Raw genomic sequence first — 15,807 nt, forward strand, 5'->3', positions numbered from 1 at the left:
TTTGCTGTACACGCAAGTGTTTTTGAGCACTTTTAGTGATTGAGGTTATAGTTCTCAATAACGTTTTCAACTGCTTGTTCCAAGTTTTTGAAAAAGCTTTCAACATTTCCATTTTTGACCACTACAAACTTATCGTCTAGCTCTGCAATTTCGCCAACGACACGTTTCCCAATTTGCAGATGATAGCCATCAACCATGGTGTTTTCTAGTGAAACGGAGTGATCAATTAATTGGATTTCGATTTTTTTATCTTTTTTACTCATACCTTACCTCGCTTTAATCATTTTACACAAATTTAAAAAGGCTTGCAAGAGCAAGCTTTTAAATTAATCAACTTTTACAATCCAACCTTCTGGAGCTTCAATGTCACCAAACTGGATACCTACCAATTCCTCGTATAATCTTTTTGTGACTGGTCCAACTTCTGTCTCGCTATAGAAGACATGATACTCATGTTTGTATTGAATAGCCCCTATAGGTGAAATAACTGCAGCTGTCCCACAGGCCCCTGCTTCTGTAAATTTATTGAGTTGATCTACAGGAACATCTCCTTCAATAACTTCCATGCCAAGACGATCCTTTGCTAATTCAAGTAAGGAATATTTTGTAATGGATGGTAAAATTGAAGGGCTTAATGGGGTGATGAATTGGTTATCTGCTGTTATACCAAAGAAATTTGCTGCGCCAACTTCTTCGATTTTAGTATGGGTAGCTGGATCCAAATAGATAACGTCTGAGAAGCCGTTTCCCTTGGCCTGTTTACCAGGTAAAAGAGAACCAGCGTAATTACCACCAACTTTGGCAGCACCTGTTCCGTAAGGAGCAGCCCGGTCAAAATCTTCAGCAACAATAAATTTTGTAGGTAATAGACCACCCTTAAAATAATTGCCAACAGGCATTACAAAGATAGTAAAGATGTATTCTTGTGCTGGTTGTACCCCAATGATATCACCAATTCCAATTAACAAAGGACGAATGTACAAGCTTGCTCCAGTCCCATATGGAGGTACATAGTCTTCGTTGGCTCGAACAACTTTTTTTACTGCCTCTATAAACATATCTGTAGGCACTTGGGGCATTAATAAACGTTCTGCAGTAGCTTGTAGGCGCTCAGCATTCTGATCTGGACGAAAAAGCTGAATAGAACCATCTTTTGTTCTGTAGGCCTTTAGGCCTTCAAAGGCTTGCTGACCATAGTGAAGAGCTGGTGAACTTTCTGAAATATGTAAGTTAGCATCCTCTGTTAGCTGTCCCTGATTCCATTTTCCGTTTTTAAAATAGGATATATATCTAAATGGCAAATGACGATACTGAAAACCTAGGTTATCCCAATCTAAATCAACTGTCATCTTCAAACCTCATTTCTTTTTTCTTGAAATATTTTTAATATTCTGATAAATTTCGGTAAAATAGAAAGGGAAAACCTCCCTATTTTATACTTGCTGAAAATACTTCTTGGTCAGATATACTGTCTGAAATAAAGGAACCATTACTTGTTCTTTCAGACAAAGATAAAGTCGCTAAATTAACTTGGTATGTTTGACCTGTTTTACTGATAACTTCTAATACTTCTTGTTCTACTTTTTCATCATCCATATCACTAAAGAGATCAATGTCTTTGCCTGAAGTTGAGCTTTGTACATTGCCTGCTAAAAAGACACGATGGGGTTTGTTTTTCAATTCACGAAGTAATAAGAGTCCACGATTAGCACGACTTGTAGCTGGTATTTCTTCTACTGCAAGGCGTTTGAGGCTACCTCTTTGAGTTAAAATGAAGAAACTATCATTTTTCACCAAAAAGGCTGAGCTTAAACTGTCTTCTGCCTTTAGATTGATCGCTTTAACCCCAGCGGTTTTTAGACCTTGTACTGGTACTTCTTCACTTGGAAAGCGCAAAGCATAGCCCTTGTGGGTCACTAACATGATATCTTCGAAATAAATCGGTTCAATGGCCACAATTCTATCATCAGCATTTTTTAATTTCGCATATTTTGTTGACTTGGTTCTGTAGGTCCTCCAAGGACTCAATTCAGCACGTTCAAAACGTTTTATCTGACCAAATCGTGTAACTGACATATAAAGACCCTTTTCAAATTGATCCACAATTTCAGCATAAAGAATCTTTTCGTCGGTTGCAAAATTTGTTAATTGTTGAGAAAGGTGTTCTCCCACTTCCTTCCATCGAATATCTGTTAACTCATGTATAGGACGATAGATGACATTTCCTAAATCGGTGAACAGTAAGAGCTGTTGGGTTGTTTTTGCCTGTTTTACAAAAATGAGGGTGTCATCATCACGTTTACCAATTTCTTCTATACTTGATGAATTAAAGGATCTTGGGCTAGTCCGTTTGATGTAACCACCACTGGTCACACTGACAAAGGTTTCTTCTTCGATAATCAGACTGGCTGTGTTAATTTCAATGGTCTGTGTTTCTTTTTGAAGTTCAGAAAGACGAGGATTGGCAAACTTCTTCTTCACCTCACGGAGTTCACGTTTCATTAGATGATACATGGTGGCTTCATCGCTGATAATAGCAGACAAAGTCGTAATCTGATCTCTTAACTCATCTTCTTCATTTTGTAGGGTCACAATGTCCGTATTGGTTAAACGATACAATTGGAGGGTTACGATAGCCTCTGCTTGCTCTTCTGAAAAGGCATAGCTAACTTTCAAGTTCTCTTTGGCATCGGATTTATTCTCAGAAGCACGGATTAAGGCAATGACCTCATCTAAAATGGATAAGACACGGATCAAACCTTCAACAATATGCAAACGCTTTTCTGCTTTTGCCTTATCGTATTTTGAACGTTCAATGATAATATCCTTACGGTGAGAAATATAGCTTGAAAGAATTTTTTGCAGACCTACTTGTTTTGGAGTACAGTGATCAATAGCCACCATATTAAAATTATAATTAATTTGGAGATCTGTATATTTTAGCAGGTAGTTTAAGACTGTCTCAGTATCGGCGTCTTTCTTTAATTCAATAGCAATTCTAAGCCCGCTACGGTCGGATTCATCCCGAACTTCGACAATACCAGGAACCTTGTTGTTAACACGAACATCGTCAATTCTTTTTACTAAAACAGATTTATTAATTTCATAAGGAATTTCTGTAACAACAATTTGTTCCTTACCACCTTTAAGACTTTCAATAACTGTTTTAGAACGAACAACCACACGGCCTTTACCAGTTTCATAGGCCTTTCTTATTTCGTCAGCTCCTTGAATAATACCTCCGGTTGGAAGGTCTGGTCCTGGCAAAAACTCCATGAGCTTATCTAATGACGCTTTTGGATGGTCAATCATGTAGACAACAGCATCAATAACTTCAGCTAAATTATGAGGGGGAATATCAGTTGCGTAACCAGCTGAAATACCAGTAGCCCCATTAACCAGTAAATTAGGAAATGCTGCTGGTAAAACGGTGGGTTCTTTTTCAGTGTCATCAAAATTCCAAGCAAAGGGAACGGTTCCTTTTTCAATGTCTTCTAATAAATAACCTGAAATTTCAGATAGACGTGCCTCAGTATAACGCATTGCGGCCGGTGGATCCCCGTCCATTGAACCATTATTCCCATGCATTTCTACAAGGATCTCACGGTTTTTCCAATCCTGACTCATCCGAACCATGGCATCATATATAGACGAATCCCCATGTGGATGGAAATTCCCCATAATATTACCGACAGATTTGGCTGATTTTCGGTAGCCTTTTTCAAAGGTATTACCATCCTTATTCATCGAATAAAGAATACGCCGTTGAACAGGTTTTAGGCCGTCACGGATATCAGGAAGTGCCCTCTCTTGAATAATATATTTGGAATAGCGCCCGAAGCGTTCTCCCATAATGTCTTCCAAAGACATATTTTGAACATTTGACATAAATTAAGATACCAAGCCCGTCAGTTGCCAAGTAAAAATAGGAAATCGCCAGCTCATCCTGATGAGCTAGGAGATTTATCTTTTTTACACCGCAAGAGGCTGGGTTCAATTCCTTTCTGTAGAATTAAAAAGGGACGTTTATAATTGTGAAAGCCTCCCAATGAAAAGAGCCTAGCTAGACTCCTAGCTTGAACCATTTTCAGTTGAAAAACCTTACTTTAAGACTGAATGAAAAGCACACCAAGCCAACACCTGCTAACATTAAAAGAGAAGCTAACCCGACCGCACAATAGCGGCAAGCGGCTTAGCATTAGCTGCTTCAGCAGCAAGGATAAGAAGATGAACTATTACGACCTGAGACAAGGCAGTCGACTTTACTGACTTGCCGAAGTAGTAAGTGAGTTAGCTTGACCGCACGATAGCGACAAGCGTCTTAGCATTAGCTGCTTCAGCAGCAAGGATAAGTACTCACTTAAAACACCGTATTTTCTTCTAAGGTAAACTTAACGTTATCTTCAATCCATTGGCGGCGTGGTGCTGCTTTATCTCCCATGAGAACAGATACTCTGCGCTCAGCACGAGCTAAATCATCAATGGTTACACGAATCAAGGTTCTTGTTTCTGGATCCATGGTTGTTTCCCATAGTTGGTCTGCGTTCATTTCCCCTAGACCTTTATAGCGTTGCAACATAGCTCCCTTACCGTACTCTTTGCGCAAATCTTCCAGTTCGCCATCTGTCCAGGCATAGGAAATCTTCTCAGATTTTCCCTTACCTTTTGACATTTTATAAAGAGGCGGCAAAGCAATATAAACATGGCCTTCTTCCACCAAAGGTCTCATATAACGATAGAAAAATGTTAGGAGCAAAGTTTGAATATGAGCTCCGTCAGTATCAGCATCGGTCATGATAATGACCTTATCATAATTAATATCTTCAATGGCAAAATCAGCTCCAACTCCTCCACCTATGGTAAAGACCATTGTATTGATTTCTTCATTTTTCAAGATATCTGTCATTTTAGCTTTTTCCGTATTTAGAACCTTACCACGTAAGGGCAAAATAGCTTGAAATTTACGATCCCGACCTTGCTTGGCAGAACCACCAGCGGAATCCCCTTCGACAAGATAGAGTTCATTTTTCTTAGGATTTTTTGATTGGGCAGGGGTTAATTTACCAGATAAAAGCCCCTTATCTTTTTTATTTTTCTTACCATTTCTTGACTCATCGCGAGCTTTTCTTGCAGCTTCACGCGCATCTCGAGCCTTTATGGCTTTACGGATCAAATTGGATGCCAGTTCACCATTTTCCAGTAAAAAATAGGTTAGTTTTTCAGAAACAATGCCGTCAACAACAGGTCGGGCTAAGGGACTTCCTAGTTTGTCCTTGGTTTGTCCTTCAAATTGAAGGTGTTGTTCAGGTACAAGAATAGATAGTACTGCTGAGAGCCCTTCACGATAGTCTGAACCCTCAAGATTCTTATCTTTTTCTTTCAAAAGATTGGTTTTTCTGGCGTAATCATTCATCACTTTAGTGATAGCTGCCTTCAATCCAGTCTCATGACTTCCACCATCTTTTGTACGCACATTGTTGACAAAGGATAGAATGTTATCTGAAAATCCATCATTATACTGCAAGGCCACTTGAACCTGAAAACCTTGTTCACTTCCTTCAACATAAATGACAGGCGTTAGGGTTTCCTTATCTTCATTTAAGTATTCAACAAAATCCTGCACGCCATTTTCATAATGAAATTCTTCTACCAGAGCTTCATCTCCACGCAAATCTGTCAGTGACAGTTTAACTTCTTTAAGGAGGAAGGCAGATTCCTTTAAGCGCTCTGCTATAGTATTAAATTTAAAATCAGTGGTTGAAAAAATCGTATCATCTGGCATAAAGGTAACAAGTGTACCTGTTTTGCTCTTGGGTGCAGTGCCGACCTTTTTAAGGCCAGAAACAGGCTTACCACCATTTTCAAACCTTTGTCGATAAACAGTGCCATCGCGGGTAATTTCAACCTCTAACCAGGCTGATAGAGCATTGACAACAGATGAGCCCACCCCATGAAGTCCTCCAGAAGTTTTGTAGCCACCTTGACCAAATTTTCCGCCGGCATGTAAAACAGTAAAGATAACCTGAACAGTAGGTATACCCATGGCATGCATACCTGTAGGCATACCACGCCCACTATCAGATACGCTGACTGAACCATCCTTATTAATAACAACTTTAATTTCATTACCGAAGCCTGATAATGCCTCATCAACAGCATTATCAACAATCTCCCATATCAAATGATGTAGGCCAGTGGCATCCGTGGAGCCAATATACATCCCTGGACGTTTTCGAACCGCGTCTAACCCTTCTAAAACTTGGATGGCATCATCATTATAATTGTTTATAGTTATTTCTTTCTTAGCCAAAAGTGACCTCCAGATTTTTTCATCCTATTAATCTTACAAGTTTTTTTCAAAATTTGCAAAATTATTTTTTATTTTTTCAAAAATAATTGTACTTAGCCTCTCTACAAGCAGGTTTATGATATAATATTGAATATGAAAATGACATTATTAATAATCTTTGCCTACTTGTTAGGTTCTATCCCTACAGGCTTATGGATTGGCAGACACTTTTATCATATTAACCTTCGAGAATATGGGTCTGGAAATACTGGAACTACAAATACTTTCCGTATTTTAGGAGTTAAAGCCGGTTTAACAACCTTAGCCATTGATCTTTTAAAAGGGACGCTGGCAACATTGTTACCCTTGATCTTTGGTTTAAGCAGTCTTTCTCCTATTATAATTGGATTTTTTGCTGTTCTAGGACACACCTTCCCTATTTTTGCAAAATTCAAGGGCGGCAAGGCAGTTGCAACCAGTGCTGGTGTGCTCCTTGGTTATGCACCATTTTATTTCTTATTTTTAGCCTTTGTTTTTATCATTATTCTTTACTTGTTCAGTATGATTTCTCTTTCTAGTGTTTCAATATCTCTGATCGCTATTGTGACGGTACTGATTTTCCCGGCCTTTTCTTTCTTGCTCCCACGCTACGATCTTATTTTGATTCTGGTTGTCATGCTTTTGGCCTCTATTATCATCTATCGTCATCGTGATAATATAGGAAGAATTAGCAGACACGAGGAAAACCTTGTCCCTTGGGGATTGAACTTAAGTAAACAAAAGAAAAAATAGAAGTCCCACTCAGATGAAGGGGACTTTTTTCTATGCCTGATAAACTACCTTCCCCTTAGCTATGGTATATTTCACAAGACCTTTCAATTCTTCTCCAACAAAAGGAGAATTACTTGCTTTTGATGCAAACTGCTCAGCTCTACTGTTCTTTTTTCCTTGTCAGAAAAAATAAGAAGATCAGCAGAACCATTTTCAGCCAGATAACCTGCGGGAAGTTGGTATAATTGGGCGGGATTCAGTGACATCTTTTCAAGTAATTCCATCAAGGACAAATGACCTGGTTCTACTAAATAAGTTAAACCTAAAGATAAAGACGTTTCTAAGCCTATCATTCCTGAGGGAGCTTGTTTGATATCTGCATTATTTTTTTCACTAGTATGATGAGGAGCATGATCCGTTGCTATAATAGAGATAACACCAGATTTTAAACCTTCAATAATAGCCAGACGGTCTTTTTCGTCTCGTAAAGGAGGGGTCATTTTGGCATTGGCACCAGCTCTCAATAAAAGGTCCTCTGTCTTAGAAAAATGTTGTGGGGCCACTTCAGCTGTGACCTTAGCTCCTAAGTTTTGAGCAAATTCAACCACTTTTAGGATCCATTAGACGACCATTTTTTATCAGTAACATGCTTCCTCCCTCTTTTGTCGAAAAACTATGCCAGCCAATTAATAGGCGTAATACCCTTACTTTCTAAGAAAGCATTGGTCTTTGAAAAGGGCTGGCTGCCAAAAAATCCACGATAGGCAGATAGAGGGCTAGGATGAGGGCTTTCAATAATATGATGAATAGGATTAGTGATTAAAGCTTTTTTCCTACGAGCATAGCCACCCCATAGGATAAAAACAATTGGTTCTTCTTTCTCATTTGCTGCTTTGATAACTGCATCTGTAAAAGGTTCCCAGATCATATTGGCATGGCCATTAGCTTGATGTTCTGGTACTGTTAAGCAAGCGTTTAAAAGGAGCACTCCCTGTTGGGCCCATGATGTCAGATCATGATGTCTTCGCTCACCTATGTCACTTTCTAATTCCTTTAAAATATTTTGCAATGATGGCGGAGCTACAAGAGAATCTGGTACAGAAAAAGACAAACCTTGGGCCTGGTCTGGACCATGATAAGGATCCTGTCCTAAAAGGACAACCTTCATATCCTCATAGGCTGTCACCCTTAAAGCCTTAAAAACGTTTTCTCTTGGTGGATAAACAATGCCCCTTTGGTATACCTGATCCATAAAATGGTTAATTTCTGAAAAATATCCCTTGGGTAACTGTTCTTTTAACTTTCTTTTCCAGGTTGATTCCATACTCTTTGACCTTTCTTTGTCACTATACATTAGAAACTTTAACACTACTTAAACCCTATTTTAACACAAAAAGCTAGTAAAAAACCCAGATTTTTAGTATTGTCTGGGTTTTTATTCGTTTTTTAGCTTTAATAGAGGAGTTTCTTTTCCAAATACGCTTGGTATTTTTCAAGTAAAAAGGTCAGCATCCAGTAAATAAGAGCCACAAGAACATACATTGACATATAATCCCACTCCCTGCTGCCAACAATTTTTGCCTTTTGAAAAATATCAGGCACTGTAATCATGGCTGCTAGGGAAGAAGATTTGACCATATCAATAATAACATTTCCTAAGGGTGGTACTGCTATTCTTACAGCCTGAGGAAGTATAATTTTCCTTATAATACTGGAATAAGGTAGGCCTAAAGACTTTGCGGCCTCCCATTGTCCTATGTCTATTGCATCAATTGAAGCTCTAAAAACTTCGGAAATATAAGCAGCGCTGACCAGTGAAAAACCAATCAGAGCACACAGTAGAGCTGGCAACTGGATACCGTAATAAGGTAGACCAAAATACAAAACAAAGAGAACAACAATCATTGGTACCCCACGCATCATGGACACATACAATTTGACCAAGAAACTGCTGAACTTCTTGTTAAGTCTTCTGATCAGGGTTAATAACAAGCCTAAAAAGAGACCTATGACAAAACTAAGCAAGGCTATTCCCAAAGTATAAGGTAGGCCTTCAATAACATAGCCCAAACTCCGCCAAATCAGTTTTAAGTTAATCATATGAACCTACAATTCACTTATTGGACATCTTTGGTATCAATAAGTGGTAATTTTTTATCTTTTCCAAAAGCCTTTGTTAAATCTTGGCCACCATAATAAGTTTCAGATATCTTCTTCAAACTACCGTCTTTTTTCATGGCCTTAAGTGTCTTATTTATTTTATTGAGGAGAGTCTTGTCTTTTTTACTCATAACAATCCCTTGCTCAGTAGGATTGTATTGAACCTCACTCATTTTGACATTAAGTTTTGGATTTTTAGATTTCATAAAGTCCACAAAGAGCTTTTGAGCGGGATAGTCATTGGGAATAAAATCTGTACGACCATTGGCCACATCATTTAAATAGACGTCATTAGAAACATTATCATAGGAGACTAATTTTGCCCCTTGTTTCTTAGCCACTTTCATGTACTCAGTGCCTTCAGCACCAGCTGCTTTTTTATCTTTCCAGTCACTCAAATCTTTCTTACTAATGCCAGAACTACCATCTGCACGAACAATCAAGCCACCCACTCCGTATTTGTAGGGTATGGACATATTGTATTTAGCTTGGCGCTTTTTAGTAATATCAAAATTATTCAATGAAACATCTACACGACCACTATCTAGAGAGGTAAAAGCCTGATCAAAACCTGTTTCTACAAATTTCACTTTAATATGAAGGCGTTTGGCCACTTCCTTCATCATATCAACTTCATATCCAACCAGTTGGTTCTTATCATTATAGTATGAAGTGGGTTGATAGGTTGTTGGTGTAGCCACTCTTAAGAGACCTTTTTCTTCAATCTTACCCCAAGTACTTTCTTTGCCCCCTTTGTCAGAAGCACATGCTGTCAAGGACAAGGCAGCAAAAGCTGTAACCAGTAATTTATAACGTCTTTTCATTAGAAAAAATACTCCTTTTTGATAATATCCTTAGTATAACATTATCTTAAAGCATCCCTAGATAAGAAAGCTTATAAAAGAAGGAGAACTATTATAGGATAGTTTTCTTATTATATATCACAATCAAAGGGTTAATGCTTGTTCTTCTTCAAATAGCTCAGCTACAGCTAACAATAAATCTTCTCGCCCTTTTCCAGCTATCAATTGAGTACCTAAAGCTAGGCCATCCTCTGTCAGATAAGTTGGTAAACTAACAGCAGTCTGACCGGTTAAATTGGCTAGTGGGGTATAAGGATTTAAGTCAAGCCCCTTTTGAAACATCTGATTGATTAAGTCTAACTGCTCTGAAGTTTTGTACTCTTCAGCATGGGCAAGTTTTTCCATTAAAGCCGCATCTGGGTCTAACTGTCCATGTTTTGGAGCGACATCATGGGTCGTTGGTGTCAACAGTAAGTCATAGCTTTGATGAAAGAGTTCCATCTGAAGACTGAATTGGTCCCATTGCTGCAAGGTGCTAGAATAATCCTTTGCTAACAAGCCTTTTCCTGCCTGATAGATTGCCCATGTCATGGTTTCCATATCGCTTTTACTTATGGTACGACCAAGGACTGCTTCAATGTCATCAAACATTGCTGCCGTTTCTGAAGCATTCATAAAATAGTAGGCAGACATTAAAGTATCTAAATCAACTGGTAGGCTATCTATGGCTACAAGTTCATGACCTTGACTGATCAGAAAATCTCGAGCTTTCAAAAGGGCATTTTGGACTTCTGTTTTTAAAGGACTGCCATCTGCCTCTTTTAATAAGTAGGCAATCCTTAATTTTGGTAAGGTAAAGGCAGAGAGAGCTTTCTCAGTTAAGAGTGGTAAGTTAAAAGGACTTTCCATCTGTGATGACTGCAGATGATATAGCAGATTCTTTGTATCACGCACAGACTTTGTCAGAGCAAAATGCACAGATGCTCCTTGCCAACCGCGATAGGAATTGGGTCCTGTAATAATGCGTCCCCGACTTGGCTTCAAACCAATTAGAGCATTAAATGAAGCAGGAACACGAATGGAGCCGCCACCGTCACTGGCAGTGGCCAGGGTACAGATACCAGAAGAAAGCAGTGCTGCAGAGCCCCCTGAAGAGCCTCCTGCATTTCTCGTCCTATCTGCTGGTAGGTTGACAGAACCATTGGCCTTACTGTCACTAATATTTTTGAAGCCAAACTCAGGTGTATTAGTCTTACCTAAGATAATAAAACCAAGTTCTTCCAGCCTTTTAACAAAATTGTTAGTATGAGCCGATCTATAAGTTTGAAACAATGAGGATCCTGAGGTTGATAATTCCTCTGCCATTTCTTGACCTAGATCTTTGATATAAATAGGAACACCAGCAAAAACCTGCTTACTGAAATCCCTACTGTCTGCTTCTGCTAAGGCTTTTTCATACCTTGTTGAGACAATGGCATTTAGTTCAGGGTTTAGGGCATTGGCCTTTCTGATAGTTTCTTGAACAATTTCTTTTGCTGAAATATCCTTTTTTCTCACTGCTGCTGCAATGGCACTTGCATCTTTAAATTCCATTTTTAATACTTTCCAATAAAATTAAGCTCAGCTTTTTCAATAAAGTGAGCATTATTTCTTCACATAGTTGATGAAGTAAAACCATTTTCTAAAGGCAATAGATCACCTAAGGCATAGACTGTAAGATCCAAGCTAAGCCTTTGGCATTTGGAGACATGTCTTCTCTGTCAAAGGGAAATGGCTTGGCTATAAAGAAGTTGATCTTCTAGATTGAAGTATTGACATGTTTTAGCTAGTAGGTTTACTTCCCATTTATAAATGCCTGCTGCTGCAACATCTTGACAGAAGTGTGGAAAATCAGTCTGTCCTTTTTGATGAGCCTCCAACTTCTCTAAAAATAAGTCTTGATCACTGATCCTTGAGATCTTCTCTACCTTATAGCTTGGTAAAAGAATTTGCTGTCCTTCTTTGTCGCCATAGATGGTTTGTCCTTCTTTAATATTAAGACTATAAAAAGTCATTCCCATAGCCAGGTAAGCTTCCACTAGTTTTGAGAAGTTATTTCCTGAGAATTTTTCCTGTGCATTTTTAATTTTTCTTCTGTTATCATTTTAAACTCCTTGTATGCATTTCATTTAAGCATAAAATGAGAAAAATCGCCATTAAAAACGATTTAAAAAGAGTATCGCAATCAACACTCTTTCTGACTTCTATCTACACTATTATTGCCAATTTTCTTGGTTCTCTTTGAACCTTTTCAGCAATTCCAGTCCTTGTTCATTGATGTAGCCTTTTTCTTTAGCGACTGCAATCAGTTCTGAATAAGCTGACAAGGTTAGTAGTTCAATACCAGCACCTTCAAAATTCTTTTTCGCCCTTGGTAATTCATAAGAAAAAATAGCCACTACTCCTAATACTTCTGCGCCTGCCTTGATAGCGGCCTTAGCTGCGTCAAGTACTGAGCCTCCAGTTGATATGAGGTCTTCGATGATAACCATTTTTTGACCCTAATGAATGCGTCCTTCAATTTGATTACCTGCACCGTGGTCTTTGGGTTTGCTTCGGATGTAAGCAAAGGGGAGGTCCATCTTATCAGCAATGATAGCCCCATGTGGAATCCCAGCTGTTGCTGTTCCTGCGATCACTTCTACTTGTGGGTAATGGGCTTTGATGGTCTCCACGAAGCCACCTGCAATCAGGCTTCTTGTTTTGGGATAGGATAAGGTAATACGATTGTCAGTATAGATGGGTGATTTGATACCAGAAGCCCATGTGAAGGGCTCTTCTGGTTTGAGGTAAACGGCTTGAATATCCAAGAGATCAGCAGCAATTTGTCTAGATAGGGTCATGTTTTCTCCTTTATTGTCGTGAGATGATAGTTTTTAAGCTAACTTTAGGCATTCCATTCTTTTTTTATGGCTAAATAGGAGACTAGAGGGTCTTCTGCCAGCGTGATTGGACGTCCGACTACAATATAGTCACTGCCTATCTTTCTTGCCTGATTAGGGGTCATCACGCGCTTTTGGTCACCAATGTCTGAGCCATTTGGACGAATTCCTGGTGTCAAACAGACAAAGTCCTTTGAAGTGACTTCTTTAATGGCTTCTACTTCGTGAGCTGAGCAAACAACTCCATCTAACTTAGCCTCAGCCGTTTTTTGAGCATAATGAAGTACCGAGTCCAGTAAAGTTGTTTGAATATTTTGATCTTCTTGCATTTGTTCTTGGCTGGTTGAGGTTAACTGGGTAACAGCAATAAGAAGAGGTCCCTGTCCTAGGCCTTTTCGTGCTGCCTTAAGCATCTCTACACCTCCAGCTGCCTGAACCGTTGTCATATCTATTCCCAGCTTTGCTAAAACTTTCATGGTTGAATAGACAGTATTTGGTATATCGTGAAGCTTCAAGTCTAAGAAAACGCTGTGACCGAGAGACTTCACATAACGGATAATTTCTGGTCCCACCGAGTAGTACAATTCCATCCCAATCTTGACATACAATGACTCTTCTTTTGGAAATTGAGATAAAAACGATTTAAGATCATCAAAATCAGGGAAGTCTAGAGCTATTATTGGACGTTCTTCGTGCATAGCATTTCCTTTCATATAAAAACCTATAATATAGTGCAAAGAAAAAACCTTGCTCCAGAAAGCAAGGTTACACGAAAGTAGGCCTAAAAAGCCCTATATACTTGTAAACCTTAAAGCCTCTCTGGACTCTTTTAAAGGTAATAATTTTTTCCATTATATCCTTTTTTAAGTTCCTTGTAAAGTCTTTTAAAAAGAGCGTTAGAAGTCCCCTCTTTGACATACAAAAAATCTACCCCAAAGGATAGACTTTATCTTATATGCTAACTACTCCATTTGAGTGCAAAGCTTCTGCTGAAGAAATCTTTGGTCCTTGATAATGTTTAATGAAGGCCTCTTCTTCCAGGTTGACCATCTTGATGTGTTCATACAAGACTGGTGGAACCGGAACCTCCTTAAGCGACATAATAATCACCTTTAAAGAGGAAAAAACATCAATTAAGACTCCAAACACACGAATACGTTTATCTCCTAGAATAGCTTGAAAGACCTTCTTAGACTGGCAAATACTTACCAAGTCATCTAGTCCTTTCACCCAATTTTCCACAATCTGCAAGGTTTTATTCATAAGTTTAAAGGCTTTTTCTTCATACCAAAAGGTAGATTCAATTAAGCGTTGCTGTTTGTCCAAAGTATCAATTTTTCTGACAATATCACCAAGTTCCGATTGAACCATTGACGCTGTAAAATCATCTCCCAAAATCGATGGTGTACGCTCAACCAATTTCAACTCATCCTTAAAGAGAGTCAGATAATGAATACTGACCAATAATTTTTGAATTAAAACATTGTGACTATTTTGATTAGTTGATCCCATACAACACCATCCTTATCTAGCACTCTTCCATCGAAATCTATACTATTAATATAACACAAGAAAATTAAAAGGGCAAACCTATTAACTAACATTTTAACAAAACTCCAAGCAGCAAAAACACTACTTAATCACGTCTAAAAAGATCTCGAGTATAGACCTTCTCTTTGACATCATCCAAGCTATCATCATAACGATTAGCAACAATGGCTTGGGACTTTTCTTTGAATAGCTTAAGGTCGTTGACCACTTGGCTACCAAAGAAAGTTTCACCCTCTGCTAGGCTTGGTTCAAAAATAATGACTTTCGCTCCCTTGGCTTTGATTCTTTTCATAATTCCTTGAATGGAAGATTGCCTAAAGTTATCACTATTGCTTTTCATCGTTAAACGATAAACACCAATAATGACCTCCTTTTCCTTGGATGGATCATAAGAGCTTGAACCCACGTAGGTATCAGCCATTTCTAGAACCCTCTCTGCAATATAATCCTTCCTTGTTCGATTACTTTCCACTATGGCTGTCATCATATTTTGCGGGACATCTTTATAATTGGCTAATAATTGCTTGGTATCTTTAGGTAAACAATAACCACCATAGCCAAATGACGGATTATTATAGTGATTACCAATGCGTGGATCTAGACCCACACCATCGATAATAGCTCTGGTATCAAGCCCTTTACTCTCCGCATAAGTGTCCAACTCATTGAAATAAGAAACACGAAGGGCTAAATAAGTATTCGAAAAAAGTTTGACAGCTTCGGCTTCTGTAAAGCCCATGATCAGAGTATTAATAGTTTCTTTTTGAGCACCATCTTGTAAAAGTTTTGAAAATTCCTCTGCTTTATCCGTTAACTCCTGGTCAGTTTTATCTGTTCCAACTATTATCCTACTTGGGAATAAATTATCATACAGAGCCTTTGATTCCCTCAAAAACTCAGGACTAAAAATAATATTTTTAGTCTGATATTTTTCACGAAGAGCTTCCGTATAGCCCACAGGTATGGTTGATTTAATAACCATGGTAGCCTTTTGATTCACTTTTAAGACAGTTTCTATAACCGTCTCCACAGCACTGGTATCAAAAAAGTCGCGTTTACTATCATAGTTTGTTGGTGCGGCAATAATAACGAACTCCGCATCACTATAAGCCTTTTCAGCATCTACAGTTGCTTCTAAATGCAAATCCCTACCAACTAGAAATTCTTCTATTTCCTTGTCTTGGATAGGTGATTTCTTGTCATTGATTAAGGCAACCTTCTCAGGAATGATATCTACAGCAGTCACTTGATGATGTTGCGCAAGAAGAACTGCTATTGATAGACCGACGTAACCCGTACCCGCCACTGCTAT

Annotated in this window: 13 protein-coding genes and 2 pseudogenes; 1 reads left to right on the forward strand and 14 read right to left on the reverse strand. The window is 38.5% G+C overall.

Annotated elements, in window-relative coordinates:
- Positions 1 to 32: 32 nt before the first annotated feature.
- From HBN42_RS01970 to parE, 4 genes are all read right to left on the reverse strand, one after another.
- Entirely contained in the window at positions 33 to 263 is a 231-nt protein-coding gene (locus HBN42_RS01970) for a DUF2969 domain-containing protein (protein ID WP_165993202.1), read from the reverse strand.
- 63 nt (positions 264 to 326) lie between these two features.
- The gene (locus HBN42_RS01975) at positions 327 to 1,349 is read right to left on the reverse strand and encodes a branched-chain amino acid aminotransferase (protein WP_165993204.1); all 1,023 of its coding nucleotides are present in this window, start codon (positions 1,347 to 1,349) and stop codon (positions 327 to 329) included.
- Positions 1,350 to 1,428: 79 nt separating this feature from the next.
- Positions 1,429 to 3,888, reverse strand: a complete 2,460-nt coding sequence (gene parC, locus HBN42_RS01980) for a DNA topoisomerase IV subunit A (protein ID WP_165993206.1) — start codon at positions 3,886 to 3,888, stop codon at positions 1,429 to 1,431.
- 472 nt (positions 3,889 to 4,360) lie between these two features.
- A complete protein-coding gene (gene parE / locus HBN42_RS01985) occupies positions 4,361 to 6,310 on the reverse strand; it encodes a DNA topoisomerase IV subunit B (RefSeq protein WP_165993208.1) in 1,950 nt (649 codons plus the stop codon).
- A gap of 132 nt (positions 6,311 to 6,442) precedes the next feature.
- Here parE and plsY point away from each other — a divergent pair, with 132 nt between their 5' ends.
- A complete protein-coding gene (gene plsY / locus HBN42_RS01990; RefSeq protein WP_165993211.1) occupies positions 6,443 to 7,081 on the forward strand; it encodes a glycerol-3-phosphate 1-O-acyltransferase PlsY in 639 nt (212 codons plus the stop codon).
- 30 nt (positions 7,082 to 7,111) lie between these two features.
- Here the strand turns inward: plsY and HBN42_RS01995 are convergent.
- The 10 genes and pseudogenes from HBN42_RS01995 to HBN42_RS02040 form a co-directional block, all read right to left on the reverse strand.
- Positions 7,112 to 7,674, reverse strand: a pseudogene (locus HBN42_RS01995) (amidohydrolase family protein); the annotation flags it as partial.
- A 59-nt stretch (positions 7,675 to 7,733) separates the two neighbouring features.
- Entirely contained in the window at positions 7,734 to 8,384 is a 651-nt protein-coding gene (locus HBN42_RS02000) for a uracil-DNA glycosylase (protein ID WP_165993213.1), read from the reverse strand.
- Between the two features lie 128 nt (positions 8,385 to 8,512).
- The gene (locus HBN42_RS02005) at positions 8,513 to 9,160 is read right to left on the reverse strand and encodes an amino acid ABC transporter permease (RefSeq protein ID WP_165993215.1); all 648 of its coding nucleotides are present in this window, start codon (positions 9,158 to 9,160) and stop codon (positions 8,513 to 8,515) included.
- A gap of 17 nt (positions 9,161 to 9,177) precedes the next feature.
- Positions 9,178 to 10,044: a transporter substrate-binding domain-containing protein gene (locus HBN42_RS02010; RefSeq protein WP_165993217.1), complete on the reverse strand. Its 867-nt coding sequence runs from the start codon at positions 10,042 to 10,044 to the stop codon at positions 9,178 to 9,180.
- Between the two features lie 123 nt (positions 10,045 to 10,167).
- Positions 10,168 to 11,616 carry an amidase gene (locus HBN42_RS02015; protein WP_165993219.1) on the reverse strand — a complete coding sequence of 483 codons (1,449 nt, stop codon included), beginning with the start codon at positions 11,614 to 11,616 and terminating at the stop codon, positions 10,168 to 10,170.
- A 167-nt stretch (positions 11,617 to 11,783) separates the two neighbouring features.
- Complete coding sequence (locus HBN42_RS02020) at positions 11,784 to 12,149, reverse strand: DUF1398 family protein (protein WP_328804282.1); 366 nt, start codon at positions 12,147 to 12,149, stop codon at positions 11,784 to 11,786.
- 129 nt (positions 12,150 to 12,278) lie between these two features.
- Positions 12,279 to 12,905: pseudogene (gene pyrE / locus HBN42_RS02025) on the reverse strand (orotate phosphoribosyltransferase).
- Between the two features lie 44 nt (positions 12,906 to 12,949).
- Positions 12,950 to 13,642: an orotidine-5'-phosphate decarboxylase gene (pyrF, locus tag HBN42_RS02030; RefSeq protein WP_165993224.1), complete on the reverse strand. Its 693-nt coding sequence runs from the start codon at positions 13,640 to 13,642 to the stop codon at positions 12,950 to 12,952.
- Positions 13,643 to 13,895: 253 nt separating this feature from the next.
- On the reverse strand, positions 13,896 to 14,456 hold the full coding sequence (locus tag HBN42_RS02035; RefSeq protein ID WP_165993226.1) for a hypothetical protein: 561 nt from the start codon (positions 14,454 to 14,456) through the stop codon (positions 13,896 to 13,898).
- A gap of 124 nt (positions 14,457 to 14,580) precedes the next feature.
- The gene (locus HBN42_RS02040) at positions 14,581 to 15,807 is read right to left on the reverse strand and encodes a nucleotide sugar dehydrogenase (RefSeq protein WP_165993756.1); all 1,227 of its coding nucleotides are present in this window, start codon (positions 15,805 to 15,807) and stop codon (positions 14,581 to 14,583) included.

Source organism: Streptococcus catagoni (assembly GCF_011421425.1).
Classification (GTDB): domain Bacteria; phylum Bacillota; class Bacilli; order Lactobacillales; family Streptococcaceae; genus Streptococcus; species Streptococcus catagoni.

Bases quoted from the DNA above. Each gene is read 5' to 3' on its own strand.
- parC (WP_165993206.1), bottom strand. From the start codon at position 3,888: ATGTCAAATGTTCAAAATATGTCTTTGGAAGACATTATGGGAGAACGC.
- HBN42_RS02005 (WP_165993215.1), bottom strand. From the start codon at position 9,160: ATGATTAACTTAAAACTGATTTGGCGGAGTTTGGGCTATGTTATTGAA.
- HBN42_RS02000 (WP_165993213.1), bottom strand. From the start codon at position 8,384: ATGGAATCAACCTGGAAAAGAAAGTTAAAAGAACAGTTACCCAAGGGA.
- HBN42_RS01975 (WP_165993204.1), bottom strand. From the start codon at position 1,349: ATGACAGTTGATTTAGATTGGGATAACCTAGGTTTTCAGTATCGTCAT.
- plsY (WP_165993211.1), top strand. From the start codon at position 6,443: ATGAAAATGACATTATTAATAATCTTTGCCTACTTGTTAGGTTCTATC.
- HBN42_RS02010 (WP_165993217.1), bottom strand. From the start codon at position 10,044: ATGAAAAGACGTTATAAATTACTGGTTACAGCTTTTGCTGCCTTGTCC.
- HBN42_RS02035 (WP_165993226.1), bottom strand. From the start codon at position 14,456: ATGGGATCAACTAATCAAAATAGTCACAATGTTTTAATTCAAAAATTA.
- pyrF (WP_165993224.1), bottom strand. From the start codon at position 13,642: ATGCACGAAGAACGTCCAATAATAGCTCTAGACTTCCCTGATTTTGAT.
- HBN42_RS02015 (WP_165993219.1), bottom strand. From the start codon at position 11,616: ATGGAATTTAAAGATGCAAGTGCCATTGCAGCAGCAGTGAGAAAAAAG.
- HBN42_RS01970 (WP_165993202.1), bottom strand. From the start codon at position 263: ATGAGTAAAAAAGATAAAAAAATCGAAATCCAATTAATTGATCACTCC.